The 19,773-nt window shown below is 71.4% G+C and carries 15 protein-coding genes; 6 read left to right on the forward strand and 9 right to left on the reverse strand.

Annotation, left to right across the window (positions count from 1 at the left end; all coding sequences use genetic code 11):
• Nucleotides 1-138: 138 nt before the first annotated feature.
• A complete protein-coding gene (locus tag WMF36_RS34570) occupies nucleotides 139-1,071 on the reverse strand; it encodes a hypothetical protein (protein WP_437575062.1) in 933 nt (310 codons plus the stop codon).
• 170 nt (nucleotides 1,072-1,241) lie between these two features.
• On the opposite strand from WMF36_RS34570, the gene WMF36_RS34575 reads away from it, so the two are divergent.
• Both WMF36_RS34575 and WMF36_RS34580 read left to right on the forward strand, forming a co-directional pair.
• Nucleotides 1,242-1,457 (forward strand): hypothetical protein, encoded by a 216-nt coding sequence (locus tag WMF36_RS34575; RefSeq protein ID WP_437575063.1) that lies wholly within the window; start codon nucleotides 1,242-1,244, stop codon nucleotides 1,455-1,457.
• A 399-nt stretch (nucleotides 1,458-1,856) separates the two neighbouring features.
• Nucleotides 1,857-2,384, forward strand: a complete 528-nt coding sequence (locus tag WMF36_RS34580; RefSeq protein ID WP_437575064.1) for a hypothetical protein — start codon at nucleotides 1,857-1,859, stop codon at nucleotides 2,382-2,384.
• Nucleotides 2,385-2,459: 75 nt separating this feature from the next.
• Here the strand turns inward: WMF36_RS34580 and WMF36_RS34585 are convergent, their stop codons facing one another.
• From WMF36_RS34585 to WMF36_RS34600, 4 genes are read right to left on the reverse strand one after another with little or no spacing between them, the layout of a single operon-like run.
• Nucleotides 2,460-3,563 (reverse strand): tetratricopeptide repeat protein, encoded by a 1,104-nt coding sequence (locus tag WMF36_RS34585; protein WP_437575065.1) that lies wholly within the window; start codon nucleotides 3,561-3,563, stop codon nucleotides 2,460-2,462.
• Nucleotides 3,564-3,620: 57 nt separating this feature from the next.
• Nucleotides 3,621-4,544, reverse strand: coding sequence for a ribose-phosphate diphosphokinase (prs, locus tag WMF36_RS34590; RefSeq protein WP_437575066.1), 924 nt, complete (start codon nucleotides 4,542-4,544; stop codon nucleotides 3,621-3,623).
• Nucleotides 4,541-6,505: a class I SAM-dependent methyltransferase gene (locus WMF36_RS34595; RefSeq protein WP_437575067.1), complete on the reverse strand. Its 1,965-nt coding sequence runs from the start codon at nucleotides 6,503-6,505 to the stop codon at nucleotides 4,541-4,543. Before WMF36_RS34595 ends, prs begins: the two co-directional genes overlap by 4 nt.
• Complete coding sequence (locus tag WMF36_RS34600) at nucleotides 6,505-7,503, reverse strand: LolA family protein (protein WP_437575068.1); 999 nt, start codon at nucleotides 7,501-7,503, stop codon at nucleotides 6,505-6,507. The genes WMF36_RS34595 and WMF36_RS34600 overlap by 1 nt, the downstream gene beginning before the upstream one ends.
• A 353-nt stretch (nucleotides 7,504-7,856) precedes the next feature.
• Here WMF36_RS34600 and WMF36_RS34605 point away from each other — a divergent pair, with 353 nt between their 5' ends.
• The 4 genes from WMF36_RS34605 (at nucleotide 7,857) to WMF36_RS34620 (ending at nucleotide 12,744) form a co-directional block, all read left to right on the forward strand.
• Nucleotides 7,857-9,131, forward strand: coding sequence for a SpoIIE family protein phosphatase (locus WMF36_RS34605; protein WP_437575069.1), 1,275 nt, complete (start codon nucleotides 7,857-7,859; stop codon nucleotides 9,129-9,131).
• A gap of 52 nt (nucleotides 9,132-9,183) precedes the next feature.
• A complete protein-coding gene (gene purL / locus WMF36_RS34610; RefSeq protein WP_437575070.1) occupies nucleotides 9,184-11,556 on the forward strand; it encodes a phosphoribosylformylglycinamidine synthase subunit PurL in 2,373 nt (790 codons plus the stop codon).
• A 107-nt stretch (nucleotides 11,557-11,663) separates the two neighbouring features.
• Nucleotides 11,664-12,158, forward strand: a complete 495-nt coding sequence (locus WMF36_RS34615) for a response regulator (RefSeq protein WP_437575071.1) — start codon at nucleotides 11,664-11,666, stop codon at nucleotides 12,156-12,158.
• A 67-nt stretch (nucleotides 12,159-12,225) separates the two neighbouring features.
• On the forward strand, nucleotides 12,226-12,744 hold the full coding sequence (locus tag WMF36_RS34620) for a nuclear transport factor 2 family protein (protein ID WP_437575072.1): 519 nt from the start codon (nucleotides 12,226-12,228) through the stop codon (nucleotides 12,742-12,744).
• Nucleotides 12,745-12,788: 44 nt separating this feature from the next.
• On the opposite strand, the gene WMF36_RS34625 is transcribed toward WMF36_RS34620, so the two are convergent.
• From WMF36_RS34625 to WMF36_RS34640, 4 genes are all read right to left on the reverse strand, one after another.
• Nucleotides 12,789-14,993, reverse strand: coding sequence for an ATP-binding protein (locus tag WMF36_RS34625; RefSeq protein WP_437575073.1), 2,205 nt, complete (start codon nucleotides 14,991-14,993; stop codon nucleotides 12,789-12,791).
• 1,431 nt (nucleotides 14,994-16,424) lie between these two features.
• Nucleotides 16,425-17,546 (reverse strand): aminopeptidase, encoded by a 1,122-nt coding sequence (locus WMF36_RS34630; RefSeq protein ID WP_437575075.1) that lies wholly within the window; start codon nucleotides 17,544-17,546, stop codon nucleotides 16,425-16,427.
• A gap of 87 nt (nucleotides 17,547-17,633) precedes the next feature.
• Entirely contained in the window at nucleotides 17,634-18,986 is a 1,353-nt protein-coding gene (locus WMF36_RS34635; protein ID WP_437575076.1) for a class I SAM-dependent methyltransferase, read from the reverse strand.
• Between the two features lie 245 nt (nucleotides 18,987-19,231).
• Nucleotides 19,232-19,540, reverse strand: a complete 309-nt coding sequence (locus tag WMF36_RS34640; RefSeq protein WP_437575077.1) for a hypothetical protein — start codon at nucleotides 19,538-19,540, stop codon at nucleotides 19,232-19,234.
• Nucleotides 19,541-19,773: the final 233 nt, after the last annotated feature.

Raw genomic sequence — 19,773 nt, forward strand, 5'->3', positions numbered from 1 at the left:
GGCGGAAATCCGCGCGTATGTCGGCGCGTTCGATGGCCACGTGGCCGGGTCGAGGGCGGCGCGACGGAATGGCCAGGGGCTTCCCCTCGACGGCGAGGCAGGCCGGGACGCTTGTCCTTCTCCCTCGATGTCGGCTTCTCAGGGACAGCTGGGTCGCCACGCGTCGTCGGCGAAGTACCTGGCGATGAGATCGTGGAGCGGGCGATCGTATTCGCGCAGCTCCACGCGGGTGTTGATCTCGTTGTGGATCCCGTTCCCCGGGATCGATTCGATGTTGGTATCGAACCAGTCCTGGACCCCCTCGGCCCAGTATTCGTCCTTGTTCGTCGCGGCGTAGGTGTCCGCCCATTTTCCAGCCTGGAGCGCGCCCTCGAACACATCCGCGAGCTCCTGGTCGAAGGTCGGCTCGGCGAAGGCGATGCCCATGATCGCGATGGCGTGCGAGAACTCGTGCACCAGGATGTCCTCGCCCGTGTACCGATCGCTCGGATAACACAGGACGTTCTCCTCGGCGCAGGAGCTCGCCGGGCGGGCGGGCGTCGCGCCGAGGCCGCGGGCCCGTGTGTCCCAGTCCGTTCCCGGGAACGCCTCGTAAAGATCGCTGTGCTCGGGGATGTCGGTCGTCACCTCCGTCTCCGCCATCACGGCGACGCGTGTGCGGTTCGCGATCATCGCCTGGCGCACATCGTCGCGCAGGCCGAGCATGCGGACAACGACCGAGCACGCGCGCAGCAGCGCTGCGTCCGGCGGGCTCTCGGAGCTGACGACGGGAATTCCCGAGGCGTCGATGTACTTCTTGTAGAAAGGGTCGAGCCCCAGCTCGGGCGGTACCTCCGAGACGCTCGCGCACGCGCCCTCGGGTGCTCCTCCGCCTCCCCCGGTCCCGGCGCCTGTCGCGGCGCTGGAGCTCGTGCCCTCCGCCGCGCTCGAGCTGGTCTCCGCGGCGCTGCCGGCGCCGCCGCTGCCGGCTGGACCTGTGCCACCGCCGCCCGCGCTGTGGTCGGGCGGCGACTCCGAACAGGCGGCCAGGGCACACGCGAGAACCGCTACCGATACGCATCTTTCACGCATGCTCGCGATCTTACATGAGCTCATGCCAGCGTCCAGGTTGCGCGAGGCGCCAGCGGCGATGTTCGTTGTAGGCGCCAGCATCGCGGGTTGCGGTGCTGACACGTCGGATACGCCCGGCATGGGCGGCGACCTGACCGGCGGCGGCGATCAACGGCATCGAGGACGAGGCGGTGGCCGCCTATGACCGCAAGCGCTACGGCTTCACCCCTCCTGACGACCGGCAGCTCTACGAGGGTCTGCAGAACGGCTGCTGCCCGCTCGTGTCCACCGGCGACAACCCGGCCCCTAATCCCGCGCACGGGGACGAGCCAGGCTCCGCGCTGACCGGGGCCGACAGGCATGCAGGCACCTGTATGATGGCACACAAATTGCCTCAAGGGTTCTGAAAGAGGAATTGGATAGCACGATCCGATCTGCCGCGATTACGTTCAGTAAGCTGGACAACGTGTGCTGTGCAGGAGTAGTCTCGCGCTGCCGCTGGCGCCGAGCGTGGGCGCGGAGATCGGTACCGGAGTCGTGTCGCCGGCATGCCGGCAGCGCCTCGCAGGAAGCGAGCCCTCGCATCGAGGCAGTACGAACATCCAGGATGCCGATTCCCGAGCCTGTCTGGGGCGCATCAGCCCGCATAGGTCGAGGTCACGATCCTGGGGCTCGTGGAATGGGGAGATCTCTCCTGGTTCCAGCGACGAACTGCGCAGGTTGAGGCGGTCCCGATGCGATGACCGCACGCGTCCTCGCGTCGGGCAGTCGCATGTCACGTAGGAAGTGCACTGGAGGAGGCTTTCGTGAAGAAATCGTGTGTGATGGTCAGAACGCTGTTGCTGGTGAGCTTGGGTGCAGCGGGCTGCGTCGTGGACAGCGTCGATGGCGCGGGGGAAGAGGACGCCCTCGGCGAGGCAGCCCAGGCGTTGACCTCCAGCCCGGCGGTTCGTGACTTCGGTACGGTCTCGGGGCAGTCGACGGTCTGGAGCTCGGTCGTCGTCGATAGCCAGGGTGCGAGCCTGTCGGGCTGCCAGTGCAGCATGTCGAGCCAGTACTTCGGGTTCTCGAGCTGCCCGACCTCCTTCCAAGGCACGCGGACCGTCGGCGTGAGCTTCACGCCGCCTTCGACGCCGGGGGCGTATACCGGGACGCTCAGCATCATGTGCAGTGGCTCGGTCTCGGGATCCAGCACCGTGAAGGCCGTGGTCCCCATCGGCGCCAACCACAACGGCACGCTCCTCCGGGTCGGCGGCGCGAAGAAGGCCGGGGGCAAGGCCGGGCGGCGGGCACGGACAGCGGGCGCTGCGCCCTCGAGCCGCCGCCCGCGGTGACCCGCGGCGCGTGACGCCGCGGGCCGGGGGCAAAGCCGCGCCTGAAGCCGCCGCGACGCCATGCGCGGCGGCTCGTCAGGCCAGCGGCGGGGCGGCGCAGCCCGCCGCCGCGAGGTTCTCCCGGCAGGCAGCGAGCGTCGGGTGTCCGGGGCCGAGCGTCGCCTCGTAGATGGCGAGCGCCCTCTCCAGCAGCGGCCGCGCCGACGCGCGCTTGCCCTGCCCCAGGCGCAGCACGCCGAGGTTGTTGAGCGCCATCGCCAGGTCGGGGTGGGCCGGGCCGAGGAGCTCCTCCATGATCCGGATCGCCTTGCGGAACAGGCGTGCTGCGGCGTCGAGCTCCCCGTTCGCGTAGAGCAGGGCGGCGAGGTTGCTCGTGGTGAACGCGACCTCGTGATGCGCGGGGCCGTGCGCGCGCTCGAAGATGGCGAGCGCGCGCCTGTAGAGCGCCTCCGCCTCGCCGCGCTTGCCCTGGGCATCGAGGATCGCGGCGAGCGCGGCGGCGTCCTCCGCGACGAGCGGATGCTCCGGTCCGAGCGCGGCCTCCCGCAGCGCCACCGAGCGGCGCGCGAACGGCTCTCCGCGGGCGGCGCGGCCGCGGGCGTGCTCGATCCCACCGAGGTTGTGGAGCACGGGCGAGAGCTCGGGGTGGTCCGGCCCGTGGACCCGCTCGAGGATGCGGAGCGCCCGGCGGTAGAGCCGCGCCCCCTCGGCGAAGCGTCCGCGGTACTTGCAGCTCATCGCGAGCTCGTTCAGGCAGGCGGCGACCTCGACGTCGCGGGCGCCGAAGGCCGCCTCGACCAGCCGGAGCGCGCGGCGGGCGCGCCCCGCGGCGTCGACGTAGCGGCCCTGGAGTCGAGCGCTCGCGGCCAGGGCGCGCCACGCCTGGACGCGGAGCCGCGCGATCTCGCCGCGTCCTCGGGCCGGCGCGAGGACGCGGACAGCGCGGCGCGCGTGCGCCTCAGCGGCCGGATGGTCGCCGGACGTCGCCTCGATCTGCGAGAGCAGGAGGAGCGCGCCGGCCGACTCCGGGGGGTCAGGCCCGAGCTCCCGCTCGATGAGCGCGAGCGCCTCGCCGGCGTCCGAGCGCGCCTCCCGGAGCATGCCAGTGGAGAGATGGTGGAGGGCGCGCTCGCGGAGAGCCCTCTGTGTCCCCTGTGGCGCTGTGGTTCCCTCTCTCATGAAACCGTGGACGAGCCTGGCGATACGGTAGTTGAATCGCCCGTCGCCGGAGGTGCTCTAGGTCTCCCGCTCGAGCGCGCGCACCAGGAGCGGCGCCACCGAGCGCAGGGCGCCGGGCGGTTCGGCGAGCTGCTGGCTGCCAGGGTGCGAGTCGGTGCCGAGCAGCGTCGTGAACACGCCGGCCTTCCTGATCTTCTCGAGCGAGTCGCCCGGCAGGACGAGGTGGCTCGCGACGGCGTGGACCTTGGAGGCCCCGGCGGCGAGGTAGGCGCGCCCCGCCTGCACGAGCGACGAGCCGGTGCGGACCATGTCGTCGTAGATGACGACCTCGCGGCCCGAGACATCGGCGTTGACGCCGGTCACGCCGAGCCCGTCGCCCCGCCGCTCCTTGTAGACGAACGCCGGCTCGACGCCGAGGCCGCGGGCGAGGCTCTGCACCCACTTGGCTCGGCCGGCGTCCGTCGCCGCGAGCACGTACGGGCGATCGCCCATCAGCTCGCGGACCGCCTGCGTGATGAGCGGAGCGCCGTACAGGTGGCGCGTCACGTGCGAGTCGCTGAAGTAGAACTCGATGCCGTCGGTGTGCAGATCGAAGAGGAAGATGCGCGTGCCCGCGTCGCACGCCGGGATCGCCGAGATGAGCCGCGCCCGCGTCTTCGCGGTCACCACCTCGCCCGGCTTCACGGCCCTCTCCATGGTCGCGTAGCCGAAATAGGGCATCACGATGGAGAGCGATCGGGCGCCGGCGCGCGAGATGGCGCAGCCGAGGTCGTAGATCTCGAGCCAGTCGAGGTCCTGCGGGGCGCCGCCGAGCAGGACCACGTCGCGCCCCCAGCAGTCGACCGCGACGCGCAGGTAGCGCTCGCCGTCCGGGAAGCTCTTGCGCTCGACGAGGCCGCGCTCGAAGTCGCCCGCGGCGAGGAAGGCGGGCTCGAGGTACGCGTACGAGCGGATCGTGATGAGGAGACGGCGCTGGCTCATCGCGTCCCCCGTCGGGGCGCCCGGGCCGGCGCGGCGGGCCCTCGCCGAGCGCCGCGGGCCGGCGCGGCCTTCGCGGGCGGCGCGCCCTTCGCGGGCAGCCCGGCCTTCGCAGGAGGCGCGCCCTTCGCGGGCAGCCCGGCCTTCGCAGGAGGCGCGCCCTTCGCGGGCAGCCCGGCCTTCGCAGGAGGCGCGCCCACGCTGGCGAGGACGCTCTTCAGGTGGGGCTCCATGCCCGGCTCGCTCGGGAAGTCGACAGGATCGGGGAGATCTTTCATCTGCACGACGTCGCATCCTGCTTCACGCGCGGCCTCGTGCAAATGGCGCCGGAACTTGGCGCGCACGATGCCGCGGTGGTTTGTGCACGCGAGCAACCGGCCGCCCGGGGCGAGCAGGCGGAAGGCGAGCGCGGCGAGCGCACCGAAATCGCTCGCCGCGCTGAAGCGGCTCTTCTTCGTGGTCGCGAAGCTCGGCGGATCGATCACGATGAGATCGAAGCGCTGGCCGGCCTGGGCGGCGGTCTTCAGCCACGGGAACACGTCGGCCTCGACCACGACGTGCGCCGCCGCGTCCGCGCCGATCGCGTCGAGGTTCTCGCGCGCCCAGGCAACAGCGCCCCGGGACACGTCGACCGTGACGCTCTCGCGCGCGCCGCCCGCCACGGCCGCGACGGAGAAGCCGCCCGTATAGGCGAACAGGTTCAGCACCCGCGCGCCCCGGGCGAGCTCGCGCACCCGCCGCCGGTTCTCGCGCTGGTCGAGGAAGATGCCGGTCGAGAGCCCGTCACCGAGCCGCACCTTGAACGGCAGCCCGTGCTCGAGGACGGTGAGCTCCTCCGGCGCGCTCTCCCCGCGGACGGCGTGCCGCGGGGCGAACTCCTCGCGCCGCGCGTCCACGATGACGCTCGCGTGCTTCGGGCGCACCTTGACGTAGACGCCCCTCGCCCCGAGCCGGTGGGCCGCGTCGAGCACGACGTCGCGCGGCGGCGCGCCCGGCTCGCCCTCGCCCGCGCCGAACAGCGACACGACGAGGTGCTCGCCGTAGAGGTCGACCGAGACGAAGGGCAGGCCGTCGCCCGCGCCGTGGACGAGCCGGAACGCCGTGGTGTCGCCGGCGCGCGCGACGCCGTAGCGCCGCTCGGCGGCCTCGCGCATGGCGCGCTCGACGGCCGCGACGCCCCCCGCGTACGGGTCCACGGCCGAGGCCGCGAGCCACGCCTCGAAGGCCGCCGGCAGCTGCGATCGGAAGGTCGCGGCCGCGCCCGTGGCCGGGTGCTCGAGGCGGAGCTCGGCGGCGTGCAGGAGCAGGCGCGGGGCCTCGGCGCCGCCGTAGAGCGGATCGCCGGTGATGGGCAAGCCGATCGCGGCGAGCTGCACCCTGAGCTGGTGGGTGCGGCCGGTCTCGGGCCGGAGCTCGAGCAGGGCGCGGTCGCCGCGGCGCTCGAGCAGCCGGTAGCGGGTGATCGCCAGCACGCCGCCCGCGCCCCGATCCTCCCGCCCCGCGCCCCGATCCTTCCGCCCCGCGCCCCGATCCTCCCGCCCTGCGCCAGCCTCGGCGATCGCGCGCATCGCGCCGCCCGGCGCCGGGACGAGGCGGTGCCGCAGCGTGCCGCGCGGCGCGCGATCGCCGAAGCCGGAGACGGCGGCGACGTACGTCTTCTGCACGGTGCGCCCCTCGAACTGCCGCGCGACGGCGGCGTTCGCCTCGCGCCGCCGCGTGAACAGGAGGACCCCCGAGGTGTCGCGATCGAGCCGCTGGTGGATCCCGAGGTACGCCTCGGCGTCGCCCCGGCCGCGGAGGAAGGCGCGAAGGCGCGTCACCACATCGTCGATCCGGTCCGCCTCCGGCGCGTGCGTCGACAGGCCAGCCGGCTTGTCGACCACGATGAGATCCGCGTCCTCGGCGAGGATCCACTCCGGATGGAAGTCGGGAAAGAGCTCGGAGAGCGAGAGGGGCGGTGTCATCAATTCTGCTTGACGTCGGTGCCGGGCGGCGCGGTGAACTGGAACTCCGCGGGATCGATCGACGCGGGCTGCGACGCGTCCTCGAAGTCGAACCGGTTCCGGTTGCCCTGCGCGTCGACGATGAGGACGCGGCGCACGACGCCCGGGTCCTTCTTCGCGAGGAGCGCCCTGTCGATATAGAACATCACGAATTCGTAGTGAGGAGTCGGCGCCCGCGGCTTGCCGACGAGCACGGGGCCGCCCGCGAAGCTCGCCTTCTCGTTGAAGGTGAACGTGAACGACGGGCGGAGCCCGTGGCCCATGAGGAACGAGAGGGCGCCCGGATACTCCGAGTTCTGCACCCGCGTCACGAACATCTGCCGGTCCTCGGCGACGTAGACCTTGAGCGACACGCCGTCGGAGACGATGCGGTTCTGGTTCGGAGGGTCGTAGCGAAACGAGATCCTGTCCGGCTTCGCGACCGAGAGCGTGCCGCTCTGCTTCTTGACGGCGCCGGAGATCTTCTGCGTGTGCTCCTGCTTGAAGCGGGCGAAGTACGTCTTCTTGCCGACGAAGATCGCGTCGACCTCCGCCGCCACGGCGTCCGCGGATCCGGCCTCGGCGGGCGGCACAGGGGGCGGCGCCCCCGCGCCCGGCGCCGGCGCGGTGGTCGCCGCCGGCGCCTCGGCACGCGCACCCCCCGCATCGCCCGCTGCCGTCGCGCCGCCCGCGTCGCGTGCTGCCGTCGCCCCGCCCGCGTCCACGGGCGGCTTCCGGCCCGCGTCTTCCGCCGGCGCGCCCGCGTCCGCCGGCGCCGCCGCGTCGGCCGCGCCCTCCGCGCCCGCGGGCGCCGCGGGGGCGCTCGCCGGCGGCGCGACGGCAGGGGACGGCGGTTCCGGCGGCGCGGCGGCCGACGGCGCGGCGTCGGCCGCCGCGCCGGCCGGAGCGGGCGGCGCGTCGCAGGCCGCCGCGGCCAGGGCAGCGGGCAAGGCGAGGGCGGCGAGGCGGAGGCGGATCATCGAAGAGCTCGCTTTCAAGGGGTGTGCGTCGCGTGTTCTAGGACAGGTAGGGCCGAGGTGGTAGCGCCGACGACGCCACCGCCCGCGCGCCGCCGCGCTGACCTCGATGGCGATCTCGCGTCGTCGCCGGGGCGCGCTCGACCACCGCCGCTCGAAAAATAGCGGATGGCGCGCTGCGAAGGACGCCGGCCCGACCACGGAACCGCGAGGGAAATCACGATGGAATCACGATGAAAACGGCCGCGGCAGCGACGGCGGACGCGACACGCGCTGGTCGACGAGCTCGCCTCGAGCATCCCGGGCGAGACCATGTCTTGACCCCTATTTCCACGTAGCCCAAACTCTCCGACCGCATGCGCGTGGGCACTCCTTCCCTGATCGATGCGTCGTCGCTCATCCTGATCCTGGACGTCTCGCGCAAGCTCGCGGCGCCGTGCGACCTCACGGAGCTGCTCGAGCTCATCATCAAGACGGGGCGGGAGGTGATAGGCGCCGACCGCGGGAGCGTCTTCCTCTACGACGAGGAGGCCAAAGAGCTCTACTCGCGTGTCGCCACGGGCGAGGCGCAGATCCGCGTCAGCATCGACAAGGGCATCGCCGGCGAGTGCGCGCGCAAGCGCCGGACCGTCGTCGTCGACGATTGCTATACCGACCCGCGGTTCAATCCGGAGATCGACCGCCGGACGGGATATCACACGAAATCCGTGATCACGGTGCCGCTCATCGGGCTCGACGACAAGCTCGTCGGCGTGCTGCAGATGCTGAATTCGGCGGCGGGCCACTTCGGCCCGGACGAGAGCGACGTCGCCGAGCTGCTCGCGGCGCAGGCGGCCGTCGCCGTGCAGCGCACGCTCCTGCTCGAGGAGCGCATGATCAAGATCAAGCTCGAGCACGACCTCACCATCGCGCGCGACATCCAGCAGAACATCCTCCTGCGCCGGCTCCCGCGCTGCCCCGGATACTCGCTGTCGGCGTTCAGCAAGCCGGCGGACGACACCGGCGGCGACATCTACGACGTCATCCGGCTCGACGAGCGCGCGGACATGTCCCCGATCCTCCTCCTGCTCGCGGACGCGGCCGGCCACGGCATCGGCCCCGCGCTCAGCGTGACGCAGTTCCGCGCGATGCTCCGCATCGGCCTGCGCCTCTCGGCCGACATGGACGCGCTCATTCACCACATCAACCAGCAGCTCATCGAGGACCTGCCGAACGACCGCTTCATCACGGCGTTCCTCGGGGTCCTCGACCCGGTCACCCACCAGCTCCGCTACCACGCGGCCGGGCAGGGGCCGCTCCTCCATTACCGGGCGGCCGAGGGCCAGCTCGCGTGGCGCGATCCGACGACGGTCCCGCTCGGCATGTTCAAGGACCTCGACCTGCCTCCGCCGCCCCCCCTCGTGATGGCGCCGGGCGACCTCCTCGTGCTGCTCACCGACGGTTTCTACGAGTACCAGGACGCCGCCGGCCAGGTGTTCGGCAAGGAGCGCGTCGGCGACCTCATCCACCGCCTGCACGCGCGCCCCACCTCCGACATCCTCGGCGCCCTCCTCGCCGAGGTGCGCCGCTTCGCCGGCTCGGCGAAGCAGATCGACGACCTCACCGCCCTCCTCGTGAAGCGGGACGCGTAGAGCGCGCTCACGCGCTTCCCATCCCCCCGTCCTTGCGCTAGCTAGGCTCGCGATGAGCGCTGTCGCTGCCGCACCTGTCACGTCCCCCTCCCCCTTGCCCGGCGATCCGCCGGTCGACATCGCGCTCGCGCAGGCGCACAAGCTCTCGGCGAGCGAGTGGGAGCGCGCGCGCGAGCACCTCGGACGGCAACCGACGTTCACCGAGCTCGGGGTGCTCAGCGTGATGTGGAGCGAGCACTGCTCGTACAAGAGCTCCCGCCTGCACCTCGCCCGGCTGCCCACGACCGGCCCGCGAGTCATCCAGGGGCCCGGCGAAAACGCGGGCGTTGTCGACATCGGCGACGGGTTCGCGGCCGTCTTCAAGATGGAGTCGCACAACCACCCGTCGTACATCGAGCCGTACCAGGGCGCCGCCACCGGCGTCGGCGGCATCCTGCGCGACGTCTTCACGATGGGCGCGCGCCCCATCGCCAACCTCGACTCGCTCCGCTTCGGCCGGCCGGACCACCCGCGCACGCCGCAGCTGCTCCGCGGCGTCGTCGCGGGCGTCGGCGGCTACGGCAACTGCATCGGCGTGCCGACCGTGGGCGGCGAGCTCTTCTTCGACCGCGCCTACGACGGCAACATCCTCGTCAACGCCTTCACCTGCGGCGTGGTCCGCACAGACCGCATCTTCTACGGGCGCGCGAGCGGCATCGGCAACAACGTGCTCTACGTCGGCGCCAAGACGGGGCGCGACGGCATCCACGGCGCCACCATGGCCTCGGACGAGTTCTCCGAGGGCGGCCCGAGCCAGCGGCCCACGGTGCAGGTCGGCGACCCCTTCATGGAGAAGCTCCTGCTCGAGGCGTGCCTCGAGATCTTCGCCGAGGACCTGCTCGTCGGCGTCCAGGACATGGGCGCCGCGGGGCTCACCTCGTCGTCGGTCGAGATGGCGGGCAGGAGCGGCAGCGGCCTCGACCTCGACCTCGACCTCGTCCCGCGGCGCGCCGCCCGGCTCACGCCGTACGAGATGCTCCTCAGCGAGTCGCAGGAGCGCATGCTCCTCGTCGCGAAGCCCGGGTGCGAGGCGCGCGTCATCGAGATCTGCACGAAGTGGGAGCTCGACGCGGCGATCATCGGCCAGGTGACCGACACGGGCCGCTGGGTCGTGCGCGCCACGCCCGGCTACGACCCGCTCGGCGGCGCGGCCGCCGGCGTCGCTCGCAGCCCGGTCGTCGTCTGCGACCTCCCGGTCGACTTCCTGACCGACGCGGCGCCGAAGTACGATCGCCCGCAGCGCGACGACGCCGCGCTGCCGGCGCGCCGGGCGTTCGACCCGCGCACCCTCCCGGCGCCGTCCTCGTGGTCCGAGCTCTTCCTCGCGATGGCGGGCTCCCCGAACCTCGGCTCGCGCGCGTGGGTGTGGCGGCAGTACGACCAGATCGTGCGGGGCGGCACCGAGGTCCGCGCCGGCAGCGACGCGGCGGTGGTGCGCGTCCCCTGCGACAAGGACGACCAGCGGTACGAGAAGCTCCTCGCGTTCTCGAGCGACTGCAACGGGCGCCTCTGCGAGCTCGACCCGTTCCAGGGCGCGGCGATGGCCGTGGCGGAGGCGTGCCGCAACGTCGTGTGCTCGGGCGCGGAGCCGATCGGCCTGACCGACTGCCTCAACTTCGGCAACCCGGAGCGGCCGGAGATCATGCGGCAGTTCGCGCTCGCGATCGACGGCATGGCGGCGGCGTGCCGCGCGCTCTCGGTGCCCGTCGTGAGCGGCAACGTGTCGCTCTACAACGAGACCGACGGCCGCGCGATCCTGCCGACGCCGACGGTCGCCGTCGTGGGGCTCGTCGCGGACGCGGGCGACGTGCTGCGGGCGTCGTTCCCGGCCGCCGGCCTCTCGGTGCTGCTGCTCGGCGACCCGCGCGGCGGCCCGCTCGGCGGCTCGGAGTACGTCGCGCGCCACACCGGCGAGGTGAAGGGGCCGAGCCCCGCGATCGATCTCGATCGCGAGGTGCGGCTCCAGGGGCTCTGCCTCGCGCTCGCCCGCTCGCGGCCGCGGCTCCTCCAGAGCGCGCACGACATCTCGGACGGCGGGCTCGCGATCGCCCTCGGCGAGTGCTGCGCCGCCGCCGACGACCCCGCGGCGATGGTGGGCGCCCGCGTGCGGCTGCCGGAGGGGCCGAGCGATGAAGCGCGCGAGGAGCTCGCCGAGGCGCTGTTCGGCGAGGCGCCGAGCCGCATCGTCGTCAGCGTCCGGCCCGAGGACGCGCCCGAGGTCGCGCGGAGGGCCAGGGAGGCCGGCGTGCCCTGCACCGAGCTCGGCGCCACCGGCGGCGACCGGCTCACGATCGCGGCCGCCGGCGGCGCGCTGACGATCGACGTCGAGCTCGGCGCGCTGCGCGGCGCGCGCGACCGGTGCCTCGAGTCGATTGTCGGCAGCTAGCGAGCAGGCAACTCGGGGTCTGCCCTTCGATGTTCCGGGCGGTTCCCCACGCGCTGCGTGCACCGTCCAACTTGCGTCCTGCGCCGGGACAAAGGAGATTTGTGCCCATGGCGCTCCGCAAAGCAGTGATCCTCCTCATCGAGGACAGCGAGATCGATCGCAGCCTCTATGGGCGCTATCTGAGGGACTGGGCGGACATCGACGTCACGCTGATCGAGGCGCCGACGGCCAAGGCTGCCCTCGAGGAGTGCCGGAAGAGCCCGCCCGATTGCATCCTTCTCGACTACCGCCTCCCCGACATGGATGGCCTGGAGCTGCTCGAGCAGCTCAAACGCGTCACCGATGCCCCGGTGATCCTCATCACTGGCCAGCCGGCACCGATGATGCTGACGCGGGCCCAGTCGCTCGGCATCGCGGGCTATCTCTGGAAAGAGGTGGCCGGCTCCGCCCGGCTCCGCGAGGCCGTCCTGACCGCCCTCAGGGTGGGCGTCCTCGCCGTGGTGACGACCAGCGCCCGAGCGGACGCGCTCGCCGCTCCTGCGCAGACGGGCTCCGCGCCCCGCGCCGGCAGCGCCGGAAGCGCCGGAAGCGCTGGAACCTGACGCGCGGCTGCGCTCCGCCCGGGGGGTTTCGCGCGCCCGCGCGGCGCCGGTCGCCTATACTTTCCTGATGAAACGCTGGCTCCCGCTCGGGCTCATCGCCCTCGGCGCCGTCCTCGCCGTGGTGGCGCTGCTGTTCTCACCCTCCGAGGAGGACCGGATCCGCGACCGGCTCACCCAGCTCGAGGCCGCGGTGCGCATCGACGACGGTGAGCGGAACCCGCTGGTGCGCCACGGCCGCCTTCGCAAGGAGTTCGCCGAGATCTTCACGAAGGAGGCGAGCGCCCGTGTCGTCGAGATCGGCGATCGGCTCAGCGGCCGCGACGACCTCGCGGCGGCCGCGACCCAGGCCGCGGTCGTCTATCAGACCGCGGACGTGAGCTTCGGCGACACGGAGATCCAGGTCGATCCGGCCGGCATGACCGCCGAGGTGACCGCCACCGCGACCGTCACCGGCGCCCGGCACGGACAGCCGGCCCGGCGCGACGAGCTGCCCGTGGCGCTCCGGCTCGAGAAGGTCGACGGAGACTGGAAGATCGTCTCCGCCACCGTCCACCCCCGGCGCGCTCCCGGCGACGACGGCCTCTGACCGCAACGCCGGGGCCCCGGCCGCCACGCTGGTGCGCTGGCGGGTCACGGGTCCGTGAGGGGCGCCCCGGCGAGGGCGAAGTAGAACGCCGTGCCCCCGGTCGGGGGTGAATCCGCCCAGATCCGCCCCTTGTGACGCTCGATGATCCGCTGGGTGATGGCGAGCCCCGAGCCGGTCCCCTCGCCGTACTGCGCCGCTGTCGAGAGCCGCTCGAACATCGTGAAGAGCCGGTGTCGCTCATCCGCGGGGATGCCCACGCCGTTGTCCTTGACGTAGAAGACGGTGGGAATCGAGGTCTCGTCGAAGCCCACCTCCACCCAGGGCGCGGGGCTCGCGTTGTACTTGATGCCGTTCGAGATGAGGTTGGCCAGCACCTCGGCGATCCGGATGCGGTCGCAGACCACCCTGGGGAGCCTCCGCGGCGCACGGATCTCGGCGCCGCGCTGCAGGAGCGAGCCGGCCAGCCGCCGCTCGACATCCGCCAGCACCTCGCTCAGGTCGACCTCCCCGAAGGAGAAGTCCACGTTGCCGATGCGGGAGTATTCGTAAAGAGAGCTGATGAGCTTCATCGTGCTCACGGCGAGGTCGCCGATGCGCCGCATGTAGCCCTGCGACTCGGCCGAGAGGGCGGCCCCGTCGTCCTCCATCACGAAGGTCGCGAACGACCCGATCCCGCGGAGCGGCTCCTTGAGGTCGTGCGCCACGATGTACCCGAACTGCTCGAGCTCGGCGTTGCTCCGCTCGGCCGCGGCGCGCGCGCTCTTCTCCCGGACGACCTGCCGCGTGAGGTCGAGCTCGATGAGCGCGCGCCGGAGCAGCTCGGCCGCCTCGATCTCGGCGGGCTTCCAGGCGACGGCGGTCTGCTCCACGACCTGCTTCCACAGCGCGAAGGAGCGCCTGGGACCGAGCACCGCGCCCTCGGCCGAGCTCTCGACCGGCTTCTCGGGGTTGCCGCCCCAGCTCACCGTCTGGATCACCTCGGGCCGGAACCAGACAACGTACCAGGGATCCGGCTCGGGGATGGAGAGGCAGAGCACGCCGCTCGCCACGTCCTTGATACGGGCGAAGTCGGGCTCGACCCTCGACAGGGACTCGGCGTGAAACACCGGCTGATCGGCGACGGTGCGCCGGAGCCACGCGTGCAGGCGCCTGAGCTCCTCCGGCCCGGGTGAGGCGCCGAGCGGGGTCGCCGCCTCGCCATGGAGCACGGCGACGCCCGGCGCGTCCGCGAGCTCCATGAGCGATCCGGCGCTCGCCGCGAGCCCGACCATGAGATCTTCCTGGCGCGAGACCGTCGCGACGATCTCGTCCGTCAGGGCCTTGAGCGCCTGCTTCTGCCCCCCGTCCTCGAGCTTCTCCTTGGCCGTGAGCTGGATCGACAGGAACCTGCCGCAGAGCTCGCAGCCCTGCCGGATCTCGAACGACAGTGGCCTTGCCGTGCGGTGATGGCAGGCGATGAGCCCCCAGAGGACCCCCTCGCGGATGAGCGAGACGCTCATCGAGGCGCCGACCCCCATGTTCTTGAGGTACTGGATGTGCATCGGCGAGACGCTCCTCAGCACGGAGAAGCTGAGATCGATGGGCTCGTCCGGCGGAGGGACGATGTCCGACGGCCGGTAGTCGACGTCCGGGATGATGCGGAGCCAGCTCCGGAGGTAGAGCTCCCGCGCCTGCGCCGGGATGTCGGAGGCCGGATAGCGCAGCCCGAGGTAAGGCTCGATGTCCGGCTCCCTGGCCTCGGCGATGACCTCGCCGTTCCAGGCGCGATCGAACCTGTAGATCATCACCCGGTCGTAGCCGGTGAGGCGCTTGATCTCCTCGGCCGTCGCCTCGCACGCGTCGAAGAGCCCCGCCGCCGACTGGATCCGCTCGATCGCCGCGTGAATCACCCGGTACACGCTCGAGAACGACACGTCGCCCGGCGCGCCTTGCGGCTCGAGCTCCACGATCAATTGCTCGCCCGCCCGGTGCGCGATCGCGTCGAGCCACGCCGTCGCGCCCTTCTTCCTGGGGCTCACCTTCAGCGGGTTCAGCGCGCCGGGCGCCGGAGACCGGAGGATGGACTCGAGATCTCCTCCCGTCGCCGGAGCGATGAAATCGAGGAGAGAGCGCCCGAGGAGGTCTTCGGGCCCGCTCCCGAGCACGGCGCCGACATTAAGGCTGACATGCCGGACGGCGAGGTCGCGGGGAGAGAGGGCGACCAGCGCTCCGTGCGGCTGGATCCTCCCGGGGATATGGATGGGCTCCACCGCGCAATTCGAGAGGTCAACGCCCGGTCCCGGGCCACCGCGCCCCTGCATCATGTCCCGCCCTCCGCTGGACCACGCCCCCTCGACGGGACCTCGCGAGGGCGAGGAGGGCGCGCGGCTCGTTCGAAGGGCTCGTCGTTACTGTACTTCTGCGGCCGGGTCGAGCGATTCGGCCGCTGCCGCCCCGGTCGACCGGCGCGCGGTCGCTCCCCGGCGGGCCGCTCCCGGCAACACGGACGTCGGCGCGTGTTCGCGCCAATCGCCAAAAAAAAGAAAGGCCGGTCGGGAGAGCCCGCCGGCCTGAGGTCCGCTGCTGCGGCCCCACCGGAGCCGCTCAGGAGCGCCGGTGGAATGGGAATCCACCGGAGAGACCTGAAAGACCCGCGGTCACAAGAAACAAGTCAGGAAAGCCAGGAAAGTGACAGAAAGCGATAGAAAGCGCAATCAAGAACGAAAGAACGAGCAAAGAAGAAGTCGAAGTGGAGGCGAAGAGTAATACAATCCAAGAAGTGAGTCAAAGCAAAAGAAGAAGCGAAAGCAAAGGATGAAGCGCAGACCGGAATTGTAGGGGCAAGCTCAAGCGAAGCAGAGGGCAAGCTGAAGCGAAGCGCGAAGCAGAGTCGAACTCGAGAGCCGCAAGAGATAAGAGAAGCTCAGACCAAGGTCGACAAGCCGATCACGATAAGCCATCTCGTTCGGCAACGCGCATCGCGCGTGCCTCGCTCATCCCTCCTTAATCGCCTCGCAAGGCGGTTATCGTCACGCAAACCGAAGCTCTCTCCGCCGGCGCCCGGCGACAAGTCAATCAAGGAGCCGACAGCAAGGTCCATCGCATCCAGGTGGCGGCGGGGTCACGATCGCTCGGCGTGGGCTGCCGTCGATCCCCTCGCTCGGCGCCCCTCAACGACTGGGGCTTGCACTGCGAACGATGTGCCAGAGGGGCCGCTCCCTTCGAATCCTCATGAAACCGAGCGGCGAACGGGAGCGACATCTGGGGGATACATTGAGCAACCGGCGGGCCAACCTCGAGCCCCCCGCACGAACGGGCCCCGGAGGCAAAAAAACCCGCAGAAACCCGCCTCCCGCCGCGGACCGCGCCGCCCGGAGGTGCGATGCTCGCCATACATTTCCGCAGGGACTGGTCCGATCCACGGATGGGTTCAGATCCAGAACTGAAATATCACCTGGACATGAAAACGTTCACTCACCGAGGGCCGGTCACCCTGCATTGCGCCGTGAGAGTGAACGATTGCAATGATGCGGCACGCACCGCGCGACGCACCGCAGCGTATTTTGACGCTGCATGCGGGTTCCAGCGCGCAGCACGGTACGCGGCGCGCAGCGCGGCACGCGCGCGCAGCGCACCGCGGCACGCGGCGCGCTGCGTCGGCGAGCGCGCAGCGCGGCACACAAGCCTACGTAGGCACGGAGCTACCTGCACCCGGCCCGGATCAGCGGCTCGACCACCCGGCCGATGTTCTCCTGGGGCGCAGAGAACCTGTGACCCTCGAGCTTTCTCAGCGCGCCCAGGAACCTTGGCCAGCTGCCGCCGCAGGTCGAGAGCAGCGCCTGGAGCTCCGGGGTCCCCGAGTTGTAGACGCGGAACTGCACGAGCGAGGCGTTGTTGAGCGGGCGGCGCGCCCCGATGTCCTCCTTGAGCCGGGCCAGCACCGCCTTCTTCTCGGCCCGCTTCTCGGCGTCTGACGCCGGGGACGCGTACAGCCGGTTGAGGTGGACGTAGGCGTCGTGCAGCGCGCGCGCCCGGGCCTCACTCCTCTCCTGCTCCCTCATGTAGGCCGTCTTCTCCGCGGAGAAGGGGCCCAGCCGCTCATCCAGGTAGACCTTGGCGAGCTCGTCCCCGACGAAGCTCGCGAGGCTCTCGTTCAGCCTCGTCTGGCCCTTCACGTAGAGCGTCGCGTGCAGCGACTCGTGCAGCACCACGTTGGCGAGCTCGCCGAGCGCCTCGTCGCCGCTCGAGATCATCGTGGACAGGACCGGATCCTCCAGCCAGCCGAGCGTCGAGTACGCGCCCGCCGGGCGCACGTCGACGTCCCAGCCGTCCGCCTTGAGCGGCGCCGCGAAGGCCTTGGCCTCCTTGAGATCGAACCAGCCCACATAGGGAACGTTGCCGACGATGGGGAAGCTCCACGTCTTGGAGCGGAACCGGAGCGGCTCGCACGCGCTCACCACCCACACCGCGGCCGGGCGATCGAGCTCGACATACGTCCTGTAATTGCCCGTCGGAGTGAGCCCATGGCGCTCTCCGAAGCGCTTGATATGCGGGACCTCGCGCAGCAGCGCGCGCGTCCGCCACGGCCTGCGGGCGTCGCCGACGGCGTCCTCGAGCGACTCGGCGCTCCACGCCATCGAGAGCTGACCGAGGCCCGCCTGCGCGATGTAGCGGATCTGGGTACACGAGGAGAGCAGGGAGCAGAGCGCGACCGCGAAGAGCACGGAGGCCGCCTTGCCCGCGCGCGCCAGGCGGCGAGGGCGCGACGCAGACCACGAGGGCACGGCGCCGGGACGGGCGCTGGCCGGTAGCCGTTCGCTCATACTCTAGCTGATAGCTGGCCGCGCGGGCTTCACAAGATCTTCCGCGCGGAGGGCGCGCGTGCCGGCGGGACAGCACCACCCGGCAGATCAGGACGGCGCGGCCGCCCCCCACGAGCTGAACTGCACGGCCGGGACGATCGGCGCGCGCTCCCGCGGCGACGGCTCCTCCGCGGCGTACAGGGGCTCACGCGCGAGCGGGTAATCGCGCGGGGCCCCGTTCGACAGCACCATCTGCACGGCGCCCAGGTGCCCGCTGCGGAACGCGGCGGCGGCGCAGGCCAGGTAGAACTCCCATGTCCTCAGGAAGACGGCGTCAAAGCCGGTGACCCGCTCGATCTTCTCCCGGTTGTCCAGGAAGTTGCGGCGCCAGCAGCGCGCCGTGAGCGCGGAGTGGCGCCGCAGGTTCTCCGCGTCGAGCACGTCGAGGCCGCGCGCGGCGGCGCGCGCCGCCATCCCCTGGATCGATGGAGGCCAGTACCCGGGGAAGATGTGCTTTTGCACGAAGGGGTCAGTCCGCGGCGACTCCTGCTCCCGGGTGACGCTCTCGAGCAGGCAGACGCCGCCCTCGGCGAGCAGCGCCTTCACCTTGTCGTAGAACACGCCGATCCGGCGCGCGCCGGCGTGGCACATCGAGCCCAGGGAGACGAGCCGATCCCACCGCGGCTCGCCCTCGAGCTCCTCGCAGCTCATCACGCGGACCTCGACCGGGAGCCGCCGCGCCGCCGCCTGCTCGCGGATGTACTTCGCCTGGTTCTCGCAGAGGGTGATCCCGAGGCATTGCACGCCGTAGGTCTCCGCGGCGTGGAACATGAGGTGGCCCCACCCGCAGCCGAGGTCGAGGAGCCGGTGCCCACGCCGGAGCGCGAGCTTCCGCGCGACGAGGGAGATCTTGTGCGCCTGCGCGTCGTCGAGCGCCTCGCCCGGAGACCGGAAGTAACCGCACGAGGTCTGGAGACGCCTGTCGAGGTAAAGAGGATAGAAGTCGTTGCCGAGCCCATAATGGCGCTCGACGGCGAGCTTCTCGCGCTTCGCCGAGCCGGAGAACAGCCCGAGCCGGAGCGCGTCGAGCACGCCCGAGAGGCCGCCCTCGCACGACGGCAGCGCCGGCGCGAGGCGCAGGCGCGACTCGACGGACCGCAAAGGCCGCGCGAGCTGGAACAGGCCGGCGAGCGAGTCCTCGAGATCTCCGTCGAACGTGACCTCGCGCCGGATATACGCCTCACCGAGACCCAGGGTGCCCCGGAGCGCCGCCTCGCAGAGCGCCCGGCGCGTCCTGAACGTCACGGCGAACGCCGGCGCGCCCGCGCCGAAGCGCAGCCGCTCGCCGCCCCACAAGCGCAGCTCGAACGGGGTCCCGTCATGGCGCTCCAGCAGGCGCGAGGCCGCCTCCTTCACCCAACGGGACAACAGCGGAACTTCGCCCTTGCTGACGATGAACATCGGACCCCCTCCGCGACCCCCCGGCCGCCCGACGAGCTGAACCGAGCTGCGCTTTCCCGTCAAGCGACATGTCATCTCCGTCAACACCACGGCAACGAGTCCCGTAACGCCCACAACGGCCGGCGGACAACCCGGACACGCGCTGTCGTCGGGGAGAGGAGGAACGTATCGCTCGGCGCGATCCGCATCACAGCGGTGTTCGGGGGACTCCCGACAACGGATTCGTGTCGGGGAGGTTTCATGTTTCAGGCGAAGGGAAGAAATCGGGAAGAGGATTCCAGTTTCTCCTTACCTTCTTCGGGTCGCGACCCGTCGCCGTCGCCGGCCCGCTCGCGGGTCCGGTCGTCTGCTCCGCGGGTATCCGCCGCCGCGATCGCGACGTCTCGGCGCGCGCGTTCACGATCGGGATCGACGGCCCGTCGGGCGGCTGCGCGCACGCAGCGATCCGCGAGGACATCCGCCGCGACCGCGTCGCGCGCGACGAGCTCACGGACCGCGTCGCGCTCGATCTCCTCCTTGTGGAGAGCGGCAGCGACGCCCTCGCTGCCCAGCACGACCGGGAGCGCGTTGACACCACGATCGACAGGACCGACGTCGCCGGCGGCGACCCGCAGAGCATCGACCACATCCTCTCCGCCGTGCGGCGCGCGACCACACCACGGCGCCTCCGCGAAACAGGCCTTCCGACGCGCGCCCCCCGCGCTCTCGCCCTGCGAGGAGCGCTCACACGGTCCACTGGAGTCGGCATACCGGAGCACATCCGCGCCGGGCGCGCGGCGCCGCGTCC

This window comes from Sorangium sp. So ce887 (assembly GCF_051521455.1).
Classification (GTDB): domain Bacteria; phylum Myxococcota_A; class Polyangia; order Polyangiales; family Polyangiaceae; genus Sorangium.